Origin of the sequence: Microbacterium sp. NPDC058269, from assembly GCF_042881445.1 — a bacterium.
Classification (GTDB): domain Bacteria; phylum Actinomycetota; class Actinomycetes; order Actinomycetales; family Microbacteriaceae; genus Microbacterium.
In genome coordinates, this window is sequence record NZ_JBHVXT010000003.1 from 52,968 (window position 1) to 75,929 (window position 22,962).

At 68.1% G+C, this 22,962-nt stretch carries 20 protein-coding genes and 1 tRNA gene; 8 read left to right on the forward strand and 13 right to left on the reverse strand.

Annotated elements, in window-relative coordinates; all coding sequences use genetic code 11:
* Nucleotides 1-14: 14 nt before the first annotated feature.
* From ACFVWL_RS13865 to ACFVWL_RS13880, 4 genes are all read right to left on the reverse strand, one after another.
* On the reverse strand, nucleotides 15-686 hold the full coding sequence (locus ACFVWL_RS13865) for a GAP family protein (protein ID WP_387183785.1): 672 nt from the start codon (nucleotides 684-686) through the stop codon (nucleotides 15-17).
* The gene (locus tag ACFVWL_RS13870; RefSeq protein WP_387183788.1) at nucleotides 686-2,338 is read right to left on the reverse strand and encodes a SulP family inorganic anion transporter; all 1,653 of its coding nucleotides are present in this window, start codon (nucleotides 2,336-2,338) and stop codon (nucleotides 686-688) included. The genes ACFVWL_RS13865 and ACFVWL_RS13870 overlap by 1 nt, the downstream gene beginning before the upstream one ends.
* A 158-nt stretch (nucleotides 2,339-2,496) precedes the next feature.
* Nucleotides 2,497-3,645, reverse strand: coding sequence for an AI-2E family transporter (locus ACFVWL_RS13875; protein WP_387183791.1), 1,149 nt, complete (start codon nucleotides 3,643-3,645; stop codon nucleotides 2,497-2,499).
* A 21-nt stretch (nucleotides 3,646-3,666) separates the two neighbouring features.
* Entirely contained in the window at nucleotides 3,667-4,584 is a 918-nt protein-coding gene (locus ACFVWL_RS13880; protein WP_387183794.1) for a mechanosensitive ion channel family protein, read from the reverse strand.
* 94 nt (nucleotides 4,585-4,678) lie between these two features.
* Between ACFVWL_RS13880 and ACFVWL_RS13885 the strand changes: the two genes are divergently transcribed.
* Together ACFVWL_RS13885 and ACFVWL_RS13890 are read left to right on the forward strand one after the other, a co-directional pair.
* On the forward strand, nucleotides 4,679-5,746 hold the full coding sequence (locus ACFVWL_RS13885; protein WP_387183797.1) for a DUF998 domain-containing protein: 1,068 nt from the start codon (nucleotides 4,679-4,681) through the stop codon (nucleotides 5,744-5,746).
* Nucleotides 5,747-5,803: 57 nt separating this feature from the next.
* A complete protein-coding gene (locus ACFVWL_RS13890; protein WP_387183799.1) occupies nucleotides 5,804-8,350 on the forward strand; it encodes a LuxR C-terminal-related transcriptional regulator in 2,547 nt (848 codons plus the stop codon).
* 24 nt (nucleotides 8,351-8,374) lie between these two features.
* On the opposite strand, the gene ACFVWL_RS13895 is transcribed toward ACFVWL_RS13890, so the two are convergent.
* Together ACFVWL_RS13895 and ACFVWL_RS13900 are read right to left on the reverse strand one after the other, a co-directional pair.
* Complete coding sequence (locus ACFVWL_RS13895; protein WP_387183800.1) at nucleotides 8,375-8,821, reverse strand: DUF6325 family protein; 447 nt, start codon at nucleotides 8,819-8,821, stop codon at nucleotides 8,375-8,377.
* A gap of 4 nt (nucleotides 8,822-8,825) precedes the next feature.
* Nucleotides 8,826-9,212, reverse strand: a complete 387-nt coding sequence (locus tag ACFVWL_RS13900; protein WP_387183803.1) for a hypothetical protein — start codon at nucleotides 9,210-9,212, stop codon at nucleotides 8,826-8,828.
* Between the two features lie 216 nt (nucleotides 9,213-9,428).
* On the opposite strand from ACFVWL_RS13900, the gene ACFVWL_RS13905 reads away from it, so the two are divergent.
* The 3 genes from ACFVWL_RS13905 to ACFVWL_RS13915 are packed head-to-tail and all read left to right on the forward strand — an operon-like array spanning nucleotide 9,429 to nucleotide 11,634.
* Nucleotides 9,429-9,863 carry a DUF6325 family protein gene (locus tag ACFVWL_RS13905; RefSeq protein WP_387183805.1) on the forward strand — a complete coding sequence of 145 codons (435 nt, stop codon included), beginning with the start codon at nucleotides 9,429-9,431 and terminating at the stop codon, nucleotides 9,861-9,863.
* 1 nt (nucleotide 9,864) lies between these two features.
* Complete coding sequence (locus ACFVWL_RS13910) at nucleotides 9,865-10,203, forward strand: SHOCT domain-containing protein (RefSeq protein WP_387183808.1); 339 nt, start codon at nucleotides 9,865-9,867, stop codon at nucleotides 10,201-10,203.
* A 48-nt stretch (nucleotides 10,204-10,251) separates the two neighbouring features.
* Nucleotides 10,252-11,634, forward strand: a complete 1,383-nt coding sequence (locus ACFVWL_RS13915) for a hypothetical protein (protein WP_387183811.1) — start codon at nucleotides 10,252-10,254, stop codon at nucleotides 11,632-11,634.
* Between the two features lie 68 nt (nucleotides 11,635-11,702).
* Here ACFVWL_RS13915 and ACFVWL_RS13920 read toward each other — a convergent pair whose 3' ends face one another.
* Both ACFVWL_RS13920 and ACFVWL_RS13925 read right to left on the reverse strand, forming a co-directional pair.
* Complete coding sequence (locus tag ACFVWL_RS13920; protein ID WP_387183814.1) at nucleotides 11,703-12,650, reverse strand: HAD family hydrolase; 948 nt, start codon at nucleotides 12,648-12,650, stop codon at nucleotides 11,703-11,705.
* Nucleotides 12,651-12,882: 232 nt separating this feature from the next.
* On the reverse strand, nucleotides 12,883-13,377 hold the full coding sequence (locus tag ACFVWL_RS13925) for a DUF1269 domain-containing protein (RefSeq protein WP_387183816.1): 495 nt from the start codon (nucleotides 13,375-13,377) through the stop codon (nucleotides 12,883-12,885).
* Nucleotides 13,378-13,666: 289 nt separating this feature from the next.
* Here ACFVWL_RS13925 and ACFVWL_RS13930 point away from each other — a divergent pair, with 289 nt between their 5' ends.
* A complete protein-coding gene (locus tag ACFVWL_RS13930; RefSeq protein ID WP_387183819.1) occupies nucleotides 13,667-14,992 on the forward strand; it encodes an ion channel protein in 1,326 nt (441 codons plus the stop codon).
* Here the strand turns inward: ACFVWL_RS13930 and ACFVWL_RS13935 are convergent.
* The 3 genes from ACFVWL_RS13935 to ACFVWL_RS13945 form a co-directional block, all read right to left on the reverse strand.
* Complete coding sequence (locus tag ACFVWL_RS13935; RefSeq protein WP_387183821.1) at nucleotides 14,977-16,887, reverse strand: heavy metal translocating P-type ATPase; 1,911 nt, start codon at nucleotides 16,885-16,887, stop codon at nucleotides 14,977-14,979. The two genes, ACFVWL_RS13930 and ACFVWL_RS13935, sit on opposite strands and share 16 nt — an antisense overlap.
* A gap of 78 nt (nucleotides 16,888-16,965) precedes the next feature.
* The gene (nhaA, locus tag ACFVWL_RS13940; protein WP_387183824.1) at nucleotides 16,966-18,252 is read right to left on the reverse strand and encodes a Na+/H+ antiporter NhaA; all 1,287 of its coding nucleotides are present in this window, start codon (nucleotides 18,250-18,252) and stop codon (nucleotides 16,966-16,968) included.
* 66 nt (nucleotides 18,253-18,318) lie between these two features.
* Nucleotides 18,319-18,492 (reverse strand): hypothetical protein, encoded by a 174-nt coding sequence (locus ACFVWL_RS13945; RefSeq protein ID WP_387183826.1) that lies wholly within the window; start codon nucleotides 18,490-18,492, stop codon nucleotides 18,319-18,321.
* A gap of 72 nt (nucleotides 18,493-18,564) precedes the next feature.
* On the opposite strand from ACFVWL_RS13945, the gene ACFVWL_RS13950 reads away from it, so the two are divergent.
* A complete protein-coding gene (locus tag ACFVWL_RS13950; RefSeq protein ID WP_387183829.1) occupies nucleotides 18,565-20,166 on the forward strand; it encodes a DHA2 family efflux MFS transporter permease subunit in 1,602 nt (533 codons plus the stop codon).
* 107 nt (nucleotides 20,167-20,273) lie between these two features.
* On the opposite strand, the gene ACFVWL_RS13955 is transcribed toward ACFVWL_RS13950, so the two are convergent.
* Together ACFVWL_RS13955 and ACFVWL_RS13960 are read right to left on the reverse strand one after the other, a co-directional pair.
* Nucleotides 20,274-20,346: transfer RNA gene (locus ACFVWL_RS13955), tRNA-Arg, on the reverse strand.
* Between the two features lie 16 nt (nucleotides 20,347-20,362).
* Nucleotides 20,363-21,178: an SGNH/GDSL hydrolase family protein gene (locus ACFVWL_RS13960; RefSeq protein WP_387183831.1), complete on the reverse strand. Its 816-nt coding sequence runs from the start codon at nucleotides 21,176-21,178 to the stop codon at nucleotides 20,363-20,365.
* A 92-nt stretch (nucleotides 21,179-21,270) separates the two neighbouring features.
* Here ACFVWL_RS13960 and argS point away from each other — a divergent pair, with 92 nt between their 5' ends.
* On the forward strand, nucleotides 21,271-22,935 hold the full coding sequence (gene argS / locus ACFVWL_RS13965) for an arginine--tRNA ligase (protein ID WP_387183834.1): 1,665 nt from the start codon (nucleotides 21,271-21,273) through the stop codon (nucleotides 22,933-22,935).
* Nucleotides 22,936-22,962: the final 27 nt, after the last annotated feature.

Consider the following 22,962-nt stretch of genomic DNA (forward strand, 5'->3'; position numbering starts at 1 on the left):
CGGCCGGCGGTGTACTAGAAGCTGCCGATCCCCTTGCCGATCATCGATACCCCGATCACCAGCAGCAGAACGGCCATGATGACCGCGTTCTCCGCGGCCAGCCAGCCGCGCAAGGCATCCAGTGGCGCGCGGAGGCGATCGGCGGCGATGAGGTACCCGATGACGGGGATCAGTACCGTCGACGAGGCGATGAGGGTGTAGATGACGACCACGACGACGGTCGAACCGCCGGCCAGCGCAGCGCCGCCGATGTCGGTGCCTGCCCCCGCCGCCATGATCAGGTTCTTCGGATTCAGCGCGGACAGGAGGAATCCGAGCCCGAACGCCATCGGGAACGTGATCGTGTCGATGGCCTTCATCCACTTCGGAAGGGCCGCGTCCTCGCCCGCTCGGGGGCGTTTGCGCCACTGCCCGAACGCGAGGACGAACAGCAGCAGTCCGAGGACGAGCTGCACGATGCCGCGGATGGGGCGGGAGGCATCCGGGTCGTCTTCCGGCAGTATCGACGACACGAGGGTGAACACGGTGACAGCGACCACGATCCCGATGACCCAGCCGAGCAGGAAGCCCACGCTGGTGACCCGCGCCTTCGGCGAGAGCAGCATGAGGATCGCCGCGATGATGGGTATCGGGCTGATCGCGACTCCGAGCGCGAGGGGGAGCATCTCTCCGATGGCGGTGCCCATCATCGTCCTTTCTCCGGTGCCGACCCCGGCGTGGATGGGGCCAACTGCATGATCGCCTCGCGGTTGGTCGCGTAGACGTCTTCCGATTCGAGCAGCCCGAGTTCGGTGAGGCGGTGCAGCGTGTTCGGCCGCACCCTGCTGAAGGCGAGCGAGACGGACTGCCCGGTGAGCCACTGTTTGAGGGCGACGAACGACTCCGCGCCCGTGACGTCGATGTCGGTGACGGCCTCCATGTCGACGACGAGATGACGGACCTTCCCTTCGCCCGCCGACCGGATGGCGTCCTTCACCGCGGTCGAGAAGACGGCACCGTTCGCGAAGAACAACGGCGCCGCCAGACGGATGACGATCACCCCGGGAGCCGTGACCGTTCCCGCGGGAGCGTCCTCGAGCAGCGATTCTCCGGGATCTCCGCTGGACTCGAGCACGTCGATGGCGGGGTTCGATGCACGCTTGGCGATGTTGACGAGCGCGAGCACGAACGCCACCAGGATGCCGGGGATCGAGCCGATCAGGAGCGTGACGAGGAAGCAGATCGCCCCGATGAGGAGCTCGAACCTGTCCTTGCGCCACAGATCGATGAAATCGCGGACGCCGAGGAGGGGGATGATCGCGACGCCGACGATCGCGCCGATCGCGGGTGATGGGATATCGGCGAGGAGCGCCGTGCCGAACAGGAGCAGCAGCAGAGTCCCCGCCGCGAGGATCAGGGCCGGGAACTGCGTGCGCGAGCCGGCTTGGTCCATCGCCGCGGTGCGCGACGTCGACGAGCCGACCGCGAAACTGCCCTGGGCTCCGGCGAGGATGTTCGAGGCGCCGAACGCGAGGAGATCCCGGTTCGCATCGAAGGGATAGCCGTGCTTCTCGGAGTACGACCGCGACACGAGGAGGCCCTCGGCCGTCGTCACGAGCGTCAAGGCGATCGCGGACGGGATGAGCATGAGCCAGAGCGACCAGTCGATCATCGGCCAGGTGAGCACCGGCGGGCCTGCCGGCACCTCGCCGAGCACGTCGACCCCGCGCTGGTCGAGCCCGGTCAGGACCACGAAGAGCGTCGTCGCCACCAGCACGATCAGTGCCCAGGGCACTGCGCGGAGGAATGCGCGGCCCAGCAGCAGCACGGCGACCGAGCAGACCGAGATCAGGACCGCCCACCCGTTGAGTGTCGTGAAGCCGCCGACGAGATCGCCGACCTTGCCGATGAAGTCCTTCCCGGAGTCGATCTTGACGCCGAGCATCTTCGCCACCTGGCTGACCATGATGTCGAGCGCGAGTCCACCCACGAATCCCACGAGGATCGGCTTGGAGAGGAAGTTCGCGAGGAAGCCCAGTTTGAAGACCGCGAGCAGGACGAACATGACGCCGCAGATGATGGCCTGCGCGAGCGCGAGCGTGGCGTAGTCGGCGCTGCCGGCAGCGGCGAGGCCACCGATCGAGGAGGCGACGAGTGCGGCGGCCGCGGCGTCCGGTGAGGCGACCAGTTGTCGGGAGGAGACGATCAGGGCGTAGACGATCGTGGGGACGATGAGGGCGTACAGGCCGGCAGTGGGCGGGAGGCCCGCGATCTGCGCGTACCCGATGTTCAAGGGGATCGCGATCGCGAGCAGGGTGACCCCGGCGGTGAGCTCCGTGACGAAGTTCCGCTTGGTCAAGCCCGCGAGTGGACGTTGCACATCGGCTCCCTCCGCCGGCGCCCCCGCCGAGCGCTCTCGCGTCCACGATCCCACCGGGAGCCTTCTCGGGACCACGTATCGGCGGCAACCTCACCCCTGGTGATTTACCGGGCGGCCTCGCGTGCGGAGGCGAACCGTCATCCGCGACGGAGTTCGCGACGCCGTCGACCTCGCCGCCTCGCCGGGGCTGGTTCCGGTTCCGGCTCCGGCGCCGGGGGAACGGCTGTGCGGTCGCCGGACAGCCAACGCAGCCAGACCGCGTCGGGATCGCCTTCGAAGACGAGAGCGCGCGCGAGCAGCGTGAGCGGGATGGAGAGGATCGCGCCGAGGGGGCCGATGATGAAGGTCCAGAAGATCACGGAGAAGAAGCTGAGCGTCAGGCTGAGGTCGACCGCATCGCTGACGAACTTGGGCTGGACGAGCACCTGAAGGACGACGTTCACGACGCAGTACACAGCGATCACGCCGATGAGCAGGGGCCAGCCGCCGACGACGAAGGCCAGGATCGCCGGCGGAACGAGCCCGAGGACGAAGCCGATGTTCGGGATGAAGTTGGTGACGAAGGCGAGGATGGCCCAGACGACCGGAGCGGGGACGCCCATCCACCACAGCGCGAGACCGTCGATGATCGCGACGATCGCGCCGAAACTCGCGTTGACGATGTAGTACCGGCGGACGCCGGTGTTGAGGCGGGAGATCCGTGCGATGACCTCGCTCTTGGTCGCCCCGAAGATCGACGGCGCCTCGCGGTAGCGGGCAGCGTCGACCGCCATGAAGATGATGTAGGCGCACACGAAGAAGAGGGCGGTGGCGACACTGACCACGGTGCCGCCGATGCTGCGCGCGAGCCCGAGCAGCGTCGTGGGATCGAGCACCGAGGCCGCGGCATCAGATGCCTCCTCGTCCAGGCCCAGGGCCTGCAACCAGCCGACGAAGTCGTCGACGGTCTTCGCCAGACCGCCTTCCGAGACGAGATCCCCGATCAGTCGGGCGAACTGGGTGCCGGCGAGCCAGAGCAACGCTCCCATCACCAGCAGGATCAGATAGGCGACGACGATGACCATGGTCGTACTGGCCCACTGCGGCCACCCGCGTCGATCGAGCGGGCGACGGAGGGGCTCGCAGATGACCACGATCACGATCGCGAGCGCGATGGGCCCGAAGAGATCACGCGCGAGGTAGACACCCGCGAGGGTCACCGCGCTGGCGGCGAGCAGGAGCACCACCCGCAGACTGGGGGAGAGCATCCGGTCGGGGGAGCGCTCCGGCGCAGGTGAGGTGGTCACGCGGACAGCGTAGTCGACGTGTCAGAAGGGCTCCGGTGCGACGAGCGGCGGCGGCCCCTGCCGCGGCGTGACGACGGCCTTCACACCCGCAGATTCCAGAGCGTCCGCGACGCTTCGGACGGTGGCGGACATCACCGTGGTCCCGTGGAGCGGATGGTGCCAGATCCGCAGCGTGAGCATCCATCTGGTCGGAGAGACCGAAGCGAAAGACACCCCCGGATGCTCGCGTGCGTGCACGCCCTCCACCTCGCTCGCCGCGTGCGAGACGATCGCGACCACCTCATCCAGGTCGACACCGTCCGACCGCGCGACGCGGATGTCCACGGCGCTGCGCCGGGCACCGTGGCGGGAGTCGTTCACCAGGACCCCGGTGAGCAGGGCGGCGTTGGGCACGTGGACGGTCCTGCCGTCCACCGTGGACAGGATGACGGCGCGTCCGTTCAGTTCTTGTACGATGCCCCGAATCGGCCCGTTCGGGCCCTCGATCTCGATCTCCTCGCCGATCTTCACGGACTGGCGGGATTGGATGAGCACCCCGGCTGCGAAGTTGTCCGCGACGCCGCGGAGTACGAGGATCAAGACGACCACGGCGATGGCGGTCATCGCGAGGAGCGGCTGCACGTTCGCGCCGAGGAACGCCAGCCCGACACCGATGCCGACCAGGAGCAGGCCGTACTGGGTGAACCTCGCTGCCAGCTGCGCGACCGAATCGGAGATACCGGGCGTGCGTTTCGTCAGCTTGAGCACGCCCTTGCGGGCGAACCGAGAGAGCAGCCATCCGATGAGGACCGAGAGCACCGCCAGCACGATCTGCCACGGCGAGAGCCCCTCGGGGAACAGGGCGTCCAGCGTCACGATGGTCGACCGTTCGGCCGCAGGCTCCTCCGCATCATCCGACCAGGATGCTCCGCGCGCGCTCGCCGCGGGCCCGTTCCTCATCCTGCGCGGGTGAGAACGAGGCATCCGGAACGGTATCGCCCTGCGGGGATGAACGGCGGTCGCCATCGTGCGCGCAGGAGCGGAGACTGAGGGCATGTCGTCGACGCCACCAACACCGGACCTTCTCACGGCAGCCCGCTCGCATGGGGCGACTCGGGAGCGAGCGCGCGAGGCCATCGGCCTCCAGATCTCGATCTTCGCCTTCGTCCTCGCAGCGCTCGTGGCCGTCGTGGTGTTCCGCCTGCATCCGGCACCGATCGCCGGGCCCGACTCGCTCGGGCAGTTCGCCGCGATGGCATCCGCAGTCACGGCGATCGTCGTGTTCGTGCTGGGGCGCGTCATCGCCGCAGACCCTGCCACGCAGAAGCGACTCGGCGTGCTGGACATCATCGACATCGCGGCCTTCGCCTTCGTGCATGCCGTGATCGCGCTGCTCGGATGGACCCTGGCCGCGACGATCGTCGAGGCGGGCCTCATCGGAGCGGTCGTCTTCCCCGTGCCTGTGCTGATGCTGGCCGGCGCCGCGGCCGGACTCACCGCGTACGTGACGTACTACTCCGCGACCCACCTCGATCTGCAGCTGCTGGCCACCGTCCTCGCGGTGTTCCTGGTGCTGGGAATCCTGGCGAGCATGCTCACGGCGAGCGACCCGCAATGGTGGAAGGAGAATCTCAGCGCGCTCGGAATGACCGACGACCTTTCGGCGCGCGCGTTCAACTTGACGCTGATCGTCGCCGGGATCCTCGTGACGACCCTCGCCCGCTATGCGACGAAGGGCATCCCCACCACGCATCCCCGCGGAGTGGGGTCGGTCCGAGCCTGTCTCATCATCGTCGGCATCTTCCTCGGGATGGTCGGGGTCTTCCCCGTCGACGAGCACTTCGCGCTCCACACCGGGGTGGCGTCCGGGATGGTCGTCGCCTATGCCGTGCTCGTGGTCGCGCTGCGCTGGTGGGTCCCCGGAGTCTCACGCACGTTCCTGCTGCTGGGGTACGTGTTCACCCTGCTGATCGTGGTGCTGTCGGTGTTCTTCGCCGTCGGCTACTACACGCTCACCGCCGTCGAGCTCGTGGCGGGAACCGTGGTGTTCACCTGGATCATCCTCTTCATCCGCACAGCCGACGCGCTCAAACGCGATGCCGCACGAGGCGCGGTCGGGTAAAGATCACCCGGAGGATGCCCTTGAAGGCGCGTCGGGCGCGCCGCTAGCTTTGGTGCCATGTCGCCCCCCGTACGCTCGACGAAGCCGGGACCCACGGTGAGATTCCGGCCGCCGGCACCCCAACCGGGTGCCATCCGTCGTGATCGGGTGTGCGCCGCGATAGCGGAGGCCGTCGCCGAGGATGCGCTGACGGTGATCAGCGCGCCGAGCGGGTTCGGGAAGACCACCGCGGTGGCCGATTGGGCGTCCGGTCTCGATGTGGTCGCGTGGCTCGGTCTCAACACCTTCGACTCCGATCCCTCACGGCTGACGCAGGGCGTCGTGAACGCGTTGCTCACGGGCACCGCACGCTCCGGGCGCCTTCTCGACCTGCACCGCGACGTGGACGAGCCGTACCGGGCCTACCAGGAGATCTGCAGGGCGCTGGAAGGCTCGGACGAGTGGATGCACCTGATCGTCGACGATGCGCAACGTGCAGGGGAGGACTGGCGCAGGGGACTCCTCGGGATGCTGGCCGAACAGCCGCCGGACGGTCTGCGGGTCGTGCTCGTCGGGACGACGCTGCTCGAGGTGACGCTCTCCCGGCACCGGGTGACGCATCCGGATTCGTTCGTCGGAGCTGACGCGCTCAGCTTCACGGGGACGGAGGTGCAGCAGTTGCGCGATCGCGAGATGAACGGCCTCTCCGCGGCGACGATCTTCGAGGAGACGCAGGGGTGGCCGATCGCCGTAAGACTGATGATGATCGGCGGTGCCCGACCCGACACGCGTGCGCAGAGCGCCTCGAGCTTCCTCGGCAGCTATGTGAGGGAGCACGTGCTCGGAGCGCTTCCGCCCGATGTCGCCGACTTCGTCCTCGAGGGGAGCGTCTGCAGCGAGCTGACCCCCGAGCTCGCCGTCGCGGTCACCGGTCGCTCCGATGCGGCTGCGCTGCTGGAGACCTGCGTGCGGCTCGGTCTGTTCCTCGATCGGTTCGAAGGTCCGCATGGCGTCGTGTACCGCTGGCATTCCGCTTTCGCGAGACGATGCGCAGAGATCCTGACGATGGATGCCGATCGCGCCGCCGCGTGCCACCGTCGTGCTGCCGCCGCGCTCGAGGCGACGGACCCGTCATCGTCCATCGCTCATTCTCTCCGAGCGGGAGAGCCCGTCGCCGCGCGCGAGACACTCCTCCGTCACTGGCTCGGTCTCGTGGTCGGCGCCAGGGCGGACGAGGTCGAACGCACCGCCACGGAGATCCTGCGACGGTCCCCGGACGACGCGCAGGTCCTCCTGGTGCGCGCGTGCGCGAGCGACGTGCTGGGTGATCATCGAGTGGCCCGCGAGCTTTTCCGGCGCGCGGAGGCGATGGTCGCGCGGTGCGGCCTCGCAGACGAGCCCGCAGTGCTGCAGATCGCCCGGCTCTTCATCGCGGACGAGCGCGCAGAGGTGGCGAACGCGAGCGCGAAGGTGCGCCAGATGCTCCTCGACGCGGATTCGACGGACCTCGGCGACCGCGCCGCGCTCAACTATCTCCTCGGGTGGACCGAGATCCGACACCGCGGCAACCCCATGGTCCCGCTCGAGTACTTCTCCGCTGCGGCGAGAGAGGCGCAGAGTTCCGGAGATCGCGAACTGGCTAAGCGCTCCTTGGGGCACCTCGCCTTCGGGCAGACCTGGGCCGGGCGCTTCATCGAGGCCCGCCAGTCGCTCACCACCATCCAGGGTGCGGAGGACGTCGGGCTTCCGTGGGGCACTTACGCCGGAGGGAGTGCAGCCGCTGCAGCGGGGTACGTCTCGTACTGGTCGGGCGAGCTGGACGATGCGATCCGCGAGTTCGGCACGGTGATCGCCAACGGCAGTTCCGACCGCTCCTTCACGAGTGTGGCGCGCATGATGATCGCGTACGCGGCGGCGGAGACCGGGGACGTCGCCGCCTGCCGCCGTGCGGCGATCGGCATCCAGGACATCCCGCTGGAGGTCGTCCACGGGGTCTCATGGCCGGCGTTCCGCGAGTCTGCGGTCGGCCTGCTCGAAGAAGCCGTCGGCAGACAGGACCGGGCGATGCGCATCGCCCGGAAGTACATCCACTGCCCGGACCTTCCCGTCGTCAACGTCGCCCTCGCGGGCGTGCTCCGTCGCGCCGGCGACTACTCCGCCGCCCTGGAGATGCTGCGCTCGCTGCGCGCCTTCGGGGAGGTCTCCTATGTGAAGTCGGCGACCTTGCTCACCGCAGCCCTCTTGCGACGCCAGGGCGGACACCACGACGAGGCCCATGAACTGTGCGAGGCGGCAGTCGCGGTCGCGTCGGGGGAGAACATCCGCCTTCCCTTCGGACCACGTGAGACCGCCGTGCGCAAGCTGCTCGGCGAGCACGTGCACTTCGGCACGCAATTCGAGGACTTCATCGGCAGGTGTCTCGCGAAGGACACGGTCGGATCTCTGGTGGACGCCCTGTCGGAGCGGGAACGCGATGTCTTCCAACAGCTGCAGACCGCACGCACGCTGCAGGAGATCGCTCGGGAGCTGGCCGTGTCGATCAACACGGTCAAGACCCACCAGCGCGCGATCTACCGCAAACTCGGGGTGTCCTCACGCCGCGACGCCGTGCGGACCACCGTCTGATCGGGACCCGAGACCCCGGCGCTCTCACGGCTCTCGCAGCGCTGCGGAGAGGATCGTGTTGGCGACCGAGGCCGGAATGGGCTGTGTCGCGAGGATGGGGTCCGTGCGACAGTCGACGTCGCGGGCGAACCTCTCCACCCACGTCGGTTCCACGAGGATGACGGCCGCGATGGACCCGACCGGAATCCCCGCCGCGAAGTGTCCGGCATCGGCCTCGCACACGAGCCCCGGGGTGTCGAGCGCGAGCCCCGCGAGAGTGAACTCATCCCGGTCGACTTCGATGAGGCGGTAGTCCTCGCGACCGACTCGGTGGATCATCAGGAAATCGAGGAGGCGGATGGCACCGTCTTCGACCTGCCGCAGCAGTGCTTCCAGGATGTTCGAGCTGAGGCGGTCGCCCTCGAGGCGCACGACGACGAATTCGATGTCGCCGAGCGCCCGGAGGGCTGTCACATCGACCACCTCAGCCACGAAGTCAGCTCAGTGCGCGAGTCTTGATGGCCGCGAATTCGTCGGGGGTGATGGTCCCCGCGGCGAGCAGCTTCGATGCCTTGTCGATCTCGTCGCTGGGACTGGACCCGGCCACGCTGCGGATGTAGGAGTCAGCGGCGTGCTGCTGCTCGCGGTATGCCGACGCGCTGCGCTCGCCCATGCCTCTGCCTCGTGCGATCAGGTAGACGAGCGCCGTGAGGAAGGGGACGAAGACGAGGAAGATGATCCACACGGCCTTCCACCAGCCGTTCAAGGTGTGGTCCCGGAACAGGTCGGCGACGATGTTGAAGAGCACCATCAGGTAGGAGACGAACACGAAGACCCAGAAGAACCACCAGATGATGTCCCAGAAGCTTTCCCAAATGGACACTTCGCACCTCTTTCGTTGAGTTACTGCGTATGGCGATAGTGACAGTGCCGGCCGGCGCGCAGGAGAGCCCCTCACCCCGAGCGGGCGACCCTGGGACGGGCGGTGCGGTGGCGGAGAGCTCATCCTCTCGGGGTGAGGGCAGCGCTTCTTTCCGTTGTGACGATGCGAGCATGGAGCCCGGTCACGGTCGGTGTGCGCCGTGAGAAGGGACTATCCATGAATGACTTCCGTTTCGGCCCGGCCGAGTTCTACCTCGTCGGGTTCGAGGGAGCGCGTCCGGACCCGGCGACGTTCCGTGCGTTGACGGACCTTGTCGCCAGTGGTGTGGTGCGGCTGCTCGACTTCGTCGTGCTGGCGAAGTCCGCGACCGGAGAGGTCGAGATCGTCGAGCTCGACGACGAGGACGGCGTGCTCGAACTCGATGACTTCGAGCCCATCGCGGCGGGTCTCGCCGGTGAGGAGGACGTCGAGGCTCTGGCCTCCGCGCTCGCCCCCGGACAGTCGGCCGCTCTGGTCGTGCTCGAGCTCGCCTTCGCCCGCACCCTCGCACAGAACCTCGCTGCCGCGGGCGGACAGGTGCTCCGCAGCGAGCGCGTGCCGGCTCCCGTCGTGAACGCGATGATGGACATCCTCGACCAGGAAGGTGAATGACATGCCCTTGAGAAGATTCGGTCGGCCGGGACTCATCGGCCTCGCGGCCAGGACCGCCGTGGTCGCGGGGACTGCTTCCGCTGTCGGCGGGGCGATGTCTCGGCATCAGCAGGAGCGTGCCCAGGGTCAGTACGAGCAGCAGCAGTACGAGGCTGCGCAGCAGCAGGCGCAGATCGACGCCGCGGCGCAGAACGCCGCCCAGTATTCGTCTCCGCCTCCGGCCGCACCCGCCCAAGCGGACGACCTGATCGCGAAGCTCCAGCAACTCGCATCGCTCAAGGACTCCGGTGTGCTCTCCGAGGCCGAGTTCGCCGCGGCGAAGCAGAAGCTCCTGAGCTGACGTGCCCGGTACCCCGCAGTCGGAACGACATCCCCACGAGGAGAACGAATGAGCGAACTGGAAGAGCTGCGCGCCCGTGTCGCGCTCCTCGAGCAGGAGAACGAGACGCTCAAGAAGCCGCGCCGCCGCCCTGTGGCGCGGAGCATCGTCGCGGGCATCGTTCTGGCTCTCGCGGTGCTGATGGCTCCGATCGCGGCGATGGGGACCTGGGCACGCCTGCAGCTCGTCGACGCGGACAGGTTCGTCGCGACGTTCGCGCCGCTCGCTGAGGACCCCGATGTGCAGGACTTCGTCGCGGATCAGGTCAGCACGGCGATCCAGGAGCAGGTGGACTTCGACGCGATCGTCGCCGAGGTGTTCGACGGCATCCGCGAACTCGACCTCCCGCCCCGCGCCTCGTCGGCGCTCTCGTTGCTGGAGGCGCCGGCAGCCAGCGGACTCACCTCCCTCGTCGACGGCGTCATCCACGACGTCGTGGCATCCGACCAGTTCGCTGACATCTGGGCGCAGTCGCTGCGCTTCACCCATGAGCGCGCGGTCGCGATCCTGCAGAACAGCCCCGATGCCGCCCTGCAGCTCGCCGACGACGGGGTGCTCTCGATCGACCTCGGACAGGTGGTCGATCGGGTCAAAGCGGTTCTGACCGAGCGCGGTGTCGGATTCGCCGACCTCATCCCGGAGATCGACAGGTCGGTCCCGATCGCTCAGGCCGACGCTCTCGTCCTGGTGCGCACGATCTACCAGATCGCCGTCGCGGCGGGGTTCTGGTTGCCGTGGGTCGTGCTCGGTCTCGTCGTCGCCGGCGTTCTGCTGGCGAGGAATAGCGCGCGTGCCCTCTTCTGGACCAGTGCCGGCTTCGCCGTGGCATTCCTGCTCCTCTCCGCCGGGATGGGGATCGGGAGAACGTTCTTCATCGGTGCGGTGAGCCCGTCGGTCATGCCGGCGGCGGCAGCCCAGTCGCTGTTCGACGAGGTCACCACCCTGCTGAGCTCGACGATCGTGGCTCTGGCTCTGGTGGGAGTGCTGGTCGCCGTGTGGGCCTGGCTCGCCGGAACGAGCCACAGTGCCGTGGCCACTCGTGGGATTCTCGAGAGCGGGTTCGTCGCGGTCCGGAGCACCTGGGAACGCAGAGGGCTGTCCACCGGACGGTTCGGACTCGCGGTCGACCGGTTCCACGGGCCGATCCTCATCGTCGGAATGGCGTTCGCACTGCTGATTCTGATCGTGACGAGACCGGTCGCGTTCGGCACGGTGGTCGGCGTCACCGTCGGCCTCATCGTCTTCGCGATCGTGGTCGAGCTGCTGCGGCGTCCGCAGGGCTCTGCTGCAGCGATCACCACGGAGGATCCGACGACCGGAGGGCCCGACCAGCCTGGTCCTGAAGACGAGACGGTCGAGGCGGACGCCCGCCTCTCCGCGCCCGCACCCTGAGTCGTCGATCATCTCTGATAGGCGGAACGCCCGGGGAGCGATGCTCCCCGGGCGTTCGCGCTGACAGCTCAGTCTTGTTCCCGGGCGGCGTCGGGGAAGATCTTCCCCCAGTCGTCCTTCACGCTCACCACGGTGTAGCCCTTGTCCGCCGCATCCGCGAGCGCTTTCTCCGCACCCGCGTCGTAGGGGGTGTCGCCTCGCGACGGATCATCGTGGTGGACCAAGATCGCGAATCCGGGCCGGAGCCCGCGGCGCGCGAAGTCCATCATCGCGGTGTCGCCGTTGGAGTTGCCGCCGACGAACAGGGGGCGCCGGCCGATGCGGGTCCAGATGCGGATGGGCTTCTCGGGGCCGTCGTCGAAGAACGCCAGTGCAGAGGAGTACCGCACGGTCGCATCGGTGTCGTCCCAGGTGAGCCCGAAAGCCGAGCCGACCACGCGCTCGGGGGGGATGCCGTAGTTCGCCTGCGTCATCGGACGCATGAAGTCCCGCTCTCCGCCCGAGACGATGTAGCAGGTGAAACCGTGGTGCTCCAGGTACCGCAGCAGCTCGACCATCGGCTGATACACCGCATCGGAATAGGGGCGCTTCAGCGTCGGATGCTGCGCGGTGCGGTAGAACTCCGCCACCGAGCGCGCGTAGTCCTCGACGCTCATCCCGTCCGTGAGCCCGACCAAGGCCTGGATGATGATCTTCAGATCGGAGTCGTCGCCGCCGTAGTGCTTGTCGATCGCCGTGCCGAGCCATCCGAAATCGCCGCTCACGGCCGCGCGATAAGGCTGCCGGTCTGCGAGCTCGGGCCTGTCTTCCGCGGCCGTCCGCCACTGCTCGACGACGTAGTGAAGTTGCGTGATCATCGGCTTCTCCGACCACAGGGTGCCGTCGTTGTCGAACACCGCGACCCGCTCCTCGACGGGAACCGCGTCAGGACCTTCGGTGACGGAGGCGACGAACGCCTCGATGTCTCTGCGCGTACGGGTGTCGCGCCAGGAGGGTAGGGCGGGCTGAGCGGTCATGTCTGATCCTCGTATCTCGTCGAGCGTCGTCAGTAGGCCCAGGCTGGCATCCTCCCGCAGTTCTCGCAGCGTTCGATCACCCCGGGTGGGCGATGCGGCACGCGGCCCGCGCGGGTGGAGACCTCGCGGAGGAGAATCTTCGAGCGGCGTCTCAGGCGATCGCGAAGACAGAGACGCCGGGCACGGGAGAGCGGATTGCTCTCTGTCCGTACCCGGCGTCGACGTGTGCGGCTTACTGCTCGCCGCCGAGGTCGTGGATGAGCTCCTTCTCGTCTTCGGCGGAGAGGGAGGTCTGCACGACGGTGCCGTTGAACGGGGCGAGCGCGGCGGCGAACTTATCCTCCGTGATCTTCGTCGCGTACACGACGACGGCCGACTTCCCTGCCGAGACGGTGTTCTTCACCCGGTCGCGGAACTCGGCGTCGATGCCGGTCTTGTCCAACCCGGCGAACAGCGCTCCGAAAAGACCGCCGAAGAGGAGGCCGGCGAACGGCACGAAGAAGAGAAGCCCGATGAGCATGCCGAACAACGCGCCACCCGCGGCTCCGACGCCGACGTTCCCGGCCGCCCCCGGATACTCGACCTTGGTCTTTCCCTTGTCGTCGACCTTCACGAGCGCCAGGCCCGCGAGCTCGACGACGAGGTCGTTCTGCAGCGAGAGGATCTCGTCGTAGGCGCCTTCCGCCTGCGGTTCGCTGTCGAACGAGATGACGATGAGTTCAGCCATGGATGCGTCCCTTCTCCGGGCTGAGTCGATCGCCCTCAGCCGATGATCTCGGGGGTCCACTCCGCGGCGGAGCCCCGCTTCGGACATGCTAAGCACGGCCCTTGGCGAATCGTGGGGATCGTCACGAATTCACCCGGGGGAGCTTGGTTCGCCCGGTTTTCCCACTGTGGAGCCTTCCCCGTCGCCGACGGATCCGGGTGGCGGATTGAAGCCGCACCCGGCGTGTGGAGATAATGCGGTGATCACTGCGCCGTTGCGCGTGTGAAGCACAGGCAGCGGGGAGAGCGCGATGAGCATCGACGACGGTCACCGGACTTCTGCGACGACCGTACGGCGGCTGGTCGTCCTCTCGTTGCCTGCGGTCGTCATCGGCGTCGTCTCCGCACTGGTCCTGTTCGTCGTCGAAGAACTGGCCGCCATCCTCCAGAGCGCACTGTGGGAGGGGCTGCCGAACGTGGCCGGCTTCGACGCCGACTCGGCGTGGTGGATCTTCACGGTCCTCACGCTCACGGGTCTCGCCGTGGGACTCGCGATCTGGTTGCTGCCCGGACACGGCGGGCGGGACTCGGCGCTGACCGAGCTCATCGCGCCGCCTCTTCCCCTGAGTGCGCTGCCGTCCCTCGCCCTGGTCACCGTCCTCGCGCTCGCCGGAGGAGTGAGCCTCGGACCGGAGAGCCCGATCATCGCGATCAACACCGGCATCCTGGTCGCCGTCTTCGCCAGATTCTGGCCGGGAGTCTCGGTCCAGCTGATCGTCCTCATCACGGCCGCGGCGACGATCGGCGCCCTGTTCGGCACGCCCGTGGCAGCGGCGCTCGTGTTCACGGGTGTCGTGGGGACGATGGCCGCAGGCCAGGCGCTCTGGGACAAGCTCTTCCTTCCGCTGCTCGCGGCCGGGGCCGGGGCCGTGACGATGTCGCTGCTCACGCAACCGTCGTTCGCCGTCCCGATGCCCTCGTACGACAGCATCGCCGCCATCGACCTGCTGAGCGCGACGGTCATCGCGGTCTTCGCCGCTCTCCTCGGAATCGGTGCGGCAGCCGTCTTCCCCCTCGTGCACCGAACGTTCCGGCTCCTGCGCCACCCCGTGCTCTACGTCACCGTCGGCGGCATGGTGCTCGGAGTGCTCGGGATCATCGGGGGTCCGATCACCCTGTTCAAGGGGCTGGAGCAGACCGCGACCCTCGTCATCGACCGTGACGAGTATGACTCCGGACAGCTCGTCGTCATCGTCGCCGTGAAGATCGTCGCGCTCCTCGTCGCCGCCTCCGCGGGTTTCCGCGGCGGTCGGATCTTCCCCGCCGTGTTCATCGGCACTGCGATCGGCGTGCTCGCCAACGCCCTGGTCCCCGGTATCCCGATCGTGGTCGCGATCGCGGGCGGTGTGCTCGGAATGGTGCTCGCGATCTCCCGTGACGGGTGGATCGCGCTCTTCATCGCCGTCGCCGTGACGGGCAGCGTGACGGTGCTGGCTGTGCTCTGCATCGCGATACTCCCGGCCTGGCTCCTTGTCTCCCGCGCACCCGAGATGCTCGTGCATGCTCCGGTCGAACGCACGGTCGGACACCGACCGTCGGGGCGGTCATCAGGCGATGCGCATCATTCCGCACGCTGAGAAGCCGATGCCTCCGTTTTCGCGCCTGGGCGAGCCGGCGCGGAGGGGAGCACCGTCGAGGGCCCATTCAGGGCGCGGAGCGCGTAGAGGATGGTGGCAAGATCGACCAGCTCCTGCACGAGCGCGCCGGCGACCGCGGGGATGAGCCCCGTCATCGCGACGATCATGAGTCCGACGCTCAATCCGATGCCGATCCAGATCGCGGTGAGCGCGACCCGCAGCGTGTGGCGACCGATCGAGACGGCATCGACGAGCTTCGCCAGCGAGTCGACGAGGATCACGACGTCAGCGGCATCACCGGCCGCGGTCGCGCCCTTCGCTCCCATGGCGACGCCGATGTCGGCAGCGGCGAGCACGGGGGCGTCGTTGACGCCGTCGCCGACCATCATGACCGGGCGCGGTTGCAGGTCAGCGGCGAGAGCGACCTTCTCGGGCGGAAGCAGTTCGGCGTGGATCTCAGAGATGCCCACCTGATGAGCCACCGACTCTGCCGTCGGACCGACGTCTCCCGTGAGCATGACCACGCGATCCACTTCGTGCGTGCGCAGCCAGGAGATCACAGCCGCTGCTTCCGGCCTCGGATGGTCGGCGAGCACGAGAACCCCGGCGAAGCGTCCGTCGACGGCGACGTAGGCTGCGGCCTGGCTCAACTCCAGGGTCGCTCGCACGGTGTCGGGTGCGAGTGCGGCCACGTAGGCCGGTTTGCCGACCACGACCGATCGTCCGTCGATCTCGGCGACGACGCCGTTCGTGGCCTCCTCCCGGGCTTCGGAAGCACTGCGGAGCGCGAGTCCGCGTGCGTGCGCAGCGCGACGGATGCCTTCGGCGAGCACGTGCGTCGAGTACTGCTCCGCAGAGGCGGCGAGCTGCAGGATCTCATCCTCGTCGAAGCCCTCCGCCGGGCGGACGGCGACGAGTTCCGGTCGTCCCTGCGTGAGCGTGCCCGTCTTGTCGAACGCGGCCGAGCGCACGCGGGCGATCTGTTCGATCACGGCACCGCCCTTCATGATCACACCGGCCTTCGCCGCACGTGAGAGACCACCGAGGAACGCGACCGGGGCGGCGATCAGGAGGGGACACGGCGTGGCGAGCACGAGCACCTCGGCGAAGCGCGTCGCATCCCCGGAAAGGGCCCACGCGGTTCCGGCCAGCACGAGCGAGACCGCGGTGAACGGGATGGCGAAGCGGTCAGCGAGTCGCACGACGGGAGCGTGGGAGTCTTCCGCCGCATGCACGAGCGCGACGATCTGCTGGTACTGACTGTCCGAACTCGTGCGCACGGCTCTGATCCGCACGGCCCGACTTCCGTTGATCGCGCCGGAGAGCACCTCGCCCCCGGACTCGCGGGTCACGGGCATGCTCTCGCCGGTCAGCGAGGACTCATCGAAAGTGCCGGTCTCGGTGAGGAGCACACCGTCGACGGGCACGATCTCCGACGGGCGCACGAGGATGACGTCGCCGACAGCGACCTGATCGACGGGGAGGTCGCGGACCTCGTCCGAATCCGACGTCTGCGCGTGCAGGAGCACGTGCGCGATGCGTGGAGAGCGATCCAGCAGGGCGGACAGGTCACGCTTCGCACGGCGTCCGGCGAAATCCTCGAGAGCTTCACCGCCCGAGAGCATCAGCACGATGATGAGCGAGGCGATGTACTCCCCGACGGCGAGAGTCGCCACCATCGCCACCACTGCGAGGATGTCGAGCCCGACGTGACCGCGGAGCACATCGCGCACCATCCCGACGAGGGTCCAGACGACGAACGCCGCCACGTAGCCGGTCGCGATCCATCGACCGGCGACCGCAGCGTCGACCGCGTGGAGGATCAGGACGCCGACGAACACGAGAACGGTGGTGGTGATGGCCGGATAGCGCCACAGCAGGCGGAGAAACCTCATGCCCCAGCTTCTCGCGAATCGACGTCGATTGCGACGACGGCTTCGGACGCGACGCTGATCCTCAACTGTGTGATCTCCTCAAGTTCGCCGGCCCTCGCGAAGCCCGCGTCGACCCCGCGCATTGCGTCGCGCCAGGATTATCCCACCCAGGATCGCGGCGACGAAGGATCCGACGAGCACCCCGATCTTCACATGCTCGTCCGCCACGGAACTCGACCCGTAGGCGAGCTCTCCCACGAGCAGGGAGACGGTGAAGCCGATTCCGGCGAGGAAGGCCATACCGGTCAGATCCGGCCAGCGCAGCGTCTCGTCGAGCCGCAGTGCGGGGAATCGGCTCAGCAGGAAGGTCGTGACAAGGATGCCGATCGGCTTGCCGGCGACGAGTCCGACGACGATCCCGATCGTGATCGGGTCGGAGAACGCGGAGACGAGTCCGTCCCACCCGCCGACCGTGACGCCGGCGGCGAAGAAGGCGAAGACGGGAACGGCGAACAGCGTGGCCACGACGCTCCAGCGGTCGGCGAAGTGGGCGGCCATGCCGTCGTAGACGGGGAGGCCCTCAGCGTCGCTGCCGGTGCGGACCCTGGCGCGTTCGGTCGCCGTGACGGGGACGACGAAACCGAGCAGCACACCCGCGACGGTGGCGTGCACACCGGACGCGTGGATGCACACCCAGACCGCGACGGCGAGGGGGAGGAGCAGCCACCATGCGCGCACGCCCTTCGCCACCAGCGCGGCGAACCCGGCCAGGGGCAGCAGCGCGAGGATCAGCCACGGAAAGCTGATGGTGTCGGTGTAGAAGGTCGCGATGATGGTGATCGCGATGAGGTCGTCGATGATCGCCAGCGTCAACAGGAACACACGCAGAGCGGGAGGCAAGAACTTGCCGGCCACGGCGATCACGGCCACGGCGAACGCGATATCGGTCGCCGTGGGGATCGCCCAGCCACGCAGCGCATCCGCCCCGCTGCCGGCGTTGATCAGCACGAAGATGAGCGCCGGCACCACGACACCGCCGACGGCCGCCGCGATCGGCAGTGCAGCTCGACGCGGGTCGCGCAGGCGCCCGGCGACGAACTCCTCTTTCAGTTCCAGACCGACGACGAAGAAGAAGATCGCCAGCAGTCCGTCGGACGCCCACGCGCCGATGCTGAGCTCGAGATGCAGCTCCGGGATACCGAACGTGAAGTCGCGCACGGACTCGTACCAGGGGGCCGCAGGGCTGTTGGCCAGGATCAGGGCCGCGAACGTCGCCGCCAGCAGGAGGGAGCCGCCCAGGACGTCGCTGCGGGCGTTGGAGCGGATGCCACGCCACAGCGCATGCGGGGCGAGGGAGAAACGGGCAGGGGATGAATTCGGGGACACGGAAAGACCTCACGCGAGAGAAGGGGTGAATGGCGCAGAAGACCACCGCCCCGTTCGAGGCGTGGTCTAGTTCCGTGGCGGCGGGCAGCCGGCGATCTCGCCGTGCGAGAGCGTGCCCCACACGCTGGTCCACCCGTTCGTGCCCGGGTGCATGGTGACCCGCATCCATTCCCTCATCGGGGTCGCCGATCGCAGACGGTGCGGGGCACGCGTCGAACCGGCGATCGAGAGGAGGGGCACACATCGAGACTATCGTCGTCCCGCTGGGACAGCGCCTACCGAGATCGGATTTAGCTAACTAGGCTAGCGATTATGGAACGATACGTGCGCCTGCGCTGGCTCGGGCTCGTCTTCATCAGCATCGCGGTCTCCTTGATCATCGTCGACTCGACGATCGTCAACGTGGCGGTCCCCGCGATCGTGAAGGATCTCGGCATCACCTCGACAGAGGTCCAGTGGGTGCAGGAGTCGTACACTCTCGTGTTCGCGTCCCTGCTGCTGGTGTTCGGCAGCCTCGCCGATCGCTTCGGAAGGCGTCGGGTGATGATCATCGGCGTCATCGTGTTCGGCGTTTCGTCGGTGTGCGCCGCATTGTCACCGGATGGGGGCATGCTCATCCTCGCTCGCCTCGCACAGGGCGTCGGCGGCGCGATGATCCTCCCCACCACGCTCTCGATCATCAATGCGACCTTCCGAGGAAGGGAGCGCGGGATCGCCTTCGCCGTGTGGGGCTCGACCATCGGCGGCATGGCGGCTGTCGGTCCGCTCCTCGGCGGGTGGCTCACGACCGCGTACTCGTGGCGATGGGCTTTCGGTATCAACATCCCCCTGGGCATCATCATCGTGATCGGCGTGCTGATGACGGTCGCCGAGTCACGCAGTGATCGCATCACCAGAGTCGATGTCGTCGGGGCGCTGTTGTCGATCACGGCGATGGGGAGCCTCGTGTTCGGCCTCATCGAGGGACGGACCTACGGCTGGTGGCTCGTCGACACGCGGCCGCAGATCGGCGACTGGGTCTGGCCGGGGGATCTGTCGCCGATCCCGTTGTTCTTCGCCGTCGCCGTTCTGGCCGTCATCGCGTTCATCCTGTGGGGGCGGCACCGCGAACGCGCGGGAAGGTCGACGCTTCTGGCGCTGCGGCTGTTCTCGATCTCCTCCTTCCGCAACGGCAACATCGCGGCAGCAGTGGTGTCGTTGGGGGAGTTCGGCATCATCCTCGCCCTCCCGCTCTGGCTGCAGTTCGTTCTCGGATTCGAAGCCGTGCAGACCGGGTTGCTCCTGCTCGCGCTGGCGGGCGGGTCGTTCCTCGCCAGCGGTGTCGCCGGCGCGTCGAGCGGGAAGGTCGCCCCGGTCTGGGTGGTGCGTGCCGGCCTCATCGCCGAGATCATCGGTGTCGCGGGTGTCGGCTTCGTCATCGGTCCCGACGCCTCGTGGGGCCCGCTCATCCCCTTCCTCTTCGTGTACGGACTCGGTGTCGGCCTCGCCACCGCGCAGCTGACCGGTGTCGTGCTCGCCGAGGTGCCCGTCGCGGACAGCGGGGCCGCATCGGGCACGCAGTCGACGTCTCGGCAGATCGGTGCCGCTCTCGGGGTCGCGGTGCTCGGCACCGTGCTCTTCACCAGCACCGCCGGGATCCTCGCGACATCGCTCGATGAGCGCGGTCTCCCGTCGGCGCAGCGCGACCAGATCGTGTCGGCCGTGGTCGACAGCGCAGGCGCGGCGATCAGTGGCCTCGAGTCGAATGCGGCGACGGCGGACGCGGCCGAAGACGCCAAGGCGGCCTTCTCCGAGGGAACTCGCTACGCGGCGTGGACGGCCGCTGGGTTCCTCGCACTCGGTCTGATCGCCACTGTGTCTCTCGGATCGACCACAGCACGTAGTCGAACCGAGGGGGACGCGGAGGCGGACTGACGGGCGCGGGGACCCACCCGTGTATCGCGCCCACGCTGCGCGCTTCCCACGTGCTCGAGCGCCGGATGCAGAAAAACCCGCCCATTCGGGCGGGGTTTTTCGATGCGTGCCCCCGACAGGAGTCGAACCTGCGACCTACGGTACCGGAAACCGGCGCTCTATCCACTGAGCTACGGAGGCGTACCGATCGACAATATCACTCGTCGGGGGTGAGCTCCGACCCACCGGCCTCTGTGACCGGGGCGGTGCGCAGTTCGTCGAGTGCCGCGGCGAGCTTCTCCGCCAGGTAGCGGTGTCCATCCGTGGAGGGGTGCTTGCGCCCCACCTCGACATCGATCACGTCGAGGTAGTTCTGCGAGGTGACCCACTCCTGGGCGAGGGGAGAGATGTACCACCAGCCGCGCGCGGCGGCGAGTTCGGACAGGTCGGAGTCGATACGCGCGGTGGCCGCGCCCACGGGCAGCTCGTGCGGCGCGGGACCGAGCACCACGATCGTGGCCTCCGGGTAGGTGGAGGTCATCGCGTCCCACGCGGCGTTCACGGCCTCGCGGTAGCCGGCGACGCCCTGCGCGCGATCGTTGATCGATCCCTGCATGATCACGAGGTCGGGGGACAGCGACGGGTCGAGCGCGGCGATGCGCTCCCCGAAGGTCGGGCCGTCGATCCCGGGCTTGAGATATCCGCTCCCGCGCACCCCGTCCACGATCGTCTCGCCGCCGAGCAGTTCGCCGAGGAGGTAGGCGTAGCCGAGGGTCGGGACGGTCGCGGCTGACCCGTAGGTCCAGGAGTCGCCGAAGACCAGAACGGTGGGGTGATCCGGCAGCACGAGCGGGGCCGGCGCGATGGCCGCCGAGGCTCCCGATGCGCCGTCGGCAGCGGCGCTGATCGGGGTCGTGGACGGTGCCGGGATCCACGGCCGCCACACTCCGAGAACGACTGCCGCGACAGCCAGGATCAGGCCGACGCCGATGCCGGCAGCCCCCGCACGACGACGGGTGACGGTGGGCTTCATGGCATGAGAGTAGATCACCGGAGGCTGAACGCAAATTCGTCGCGGTCCGCGCCGTCGGCCGGGGGCGTCCGGCCCCGTAAACTGAGGAGGCTATGAACCCCGAAACCCTCGCCGCCGCCATCCTCGCCGTCCTCGCACCGATCGCCGAGGAACGACGTCCCGGCGAGCCCCTGGGGCTCGCCGCGTCCGACATCGTGCTCGAGCGTCCCCGCAACCGCGATCACGGCGACTGGTCCTCGAACATCGCCATGCGCCTGGCCAAGCCGTTCGGGACGAACCCGCGCGAGCTCGCACAGCAGATCGTCGACGGCCTCGCCGCCCTCGACGGCATCGCGAGTGCCGAGGTCGCCGGTCCCGGGTTCATCAACATCCGTCTCGACGCCGCTGCCGCGGGCGCGCTGGCGAAGGTCATCGTCGATGCCGGCGCCGCCTACGGCACGAACACGTCGCAGGAGGGTGTGAGCGTGAACGTCGAGTTCGTGTCGGCGAACCCGACCGGACCGCTGCACATCGCCCACACGCGCTGGGCCGCTCTCGGTGACTCGATCGTCCGCCTGCTCCTCGCGAGCGGAGCGAACGCCGTCCGGGAGTACTACATCAACGATGCCGGCGCCCAGATGGAGCGCTTCGCCGTCTCGGTGCTCGCGGCGGCGAAGGGCGAGCCCACCCCCGAGGGCGGCTACCCCGGCGCGTACATCACGACGCTCGCCGGTCGCGTGCTCGAAGCGCGTCCCGACCTGCTGCAGCTTCCCTCCGACGAGCAGCTGAGCGTCGCCATGGAGCTCGCCTACGCGTTCCAGCTCGCCGAGATCAAGAGCTCCCTCGACCGTTTCAACGTGCCGTTCGACGTCTGGTTCTCCGAGCGCACGCTGCACGCGAAGGATGCCTCCGGAACGAGCCTGATCGACCAGGCCGTCGACCGCCTCCGCGAGCAGGGCCACGTGTTCGACGACGAGGGCGCCGTCTGGGTGCGCACGACAGACTTCGGCGACGACAAGGACCGCGTCATCCGTCGTTCGAACGGCGAGTACACGTACTTCGCCGCCGACGCCGCCTACTACCTGAACAAGGGCGATCGCGGCTTCGAGAACAAGATCTACCTGCTCGGCGCCGATCACCACGGCTACGTGCACCGCCTCAAGGCCGTCGCCGGCGCGGCGGGAGAAGACCCGGAGAAGAACGTCGAGGTGCTGATCGGTCAGATGGTCTCGATCAACGGCGCCCGTCTCAGCAAGCGCGCGGGCAACATCATCGAAATGGACGACCTGCTCGACTGGCTCGGCACCGATGCGCTGCGCTATTCGCTGGAGCGCTCGCCGGCCGACTCGCCGCTCGACCTCGACCCCGAACTGCTGCAGAAGCGGACGAACGACAATCCCGTTCACTACGTGCAATACGCGCACGCACGCACGCACAGCATGCATCGGAACTCGATCGACTCCGGCGTGGAGCTCTCGGAGTTCGCTCCTGAGACCCTGACTCATGAGACCGAGGCTGCGCTGCTCGGCGCGCTGCAGGAGTTCCCACGCATCGTGGCGTTCGCCGCCGAGGTGCGCGAACCGCACCGTGTCGCCCGGTACCTCGAGGAGCTCGCCGGCCTGTACCACCGCTGGTACGACAACTGCCGCGTGATCCCGCTCAGCGACGACCCGATCGAGAGCGTGCACCGCACCCGCCTGTGGCTCAACGACGCGACCGGCCAGGTGCTGCGCAACGGCCTCGACCTTCTCGGAGTCTCCGCACCGGAGCGCATGTAGTGCACGTAAGCGTCCTCTTCGGTACGG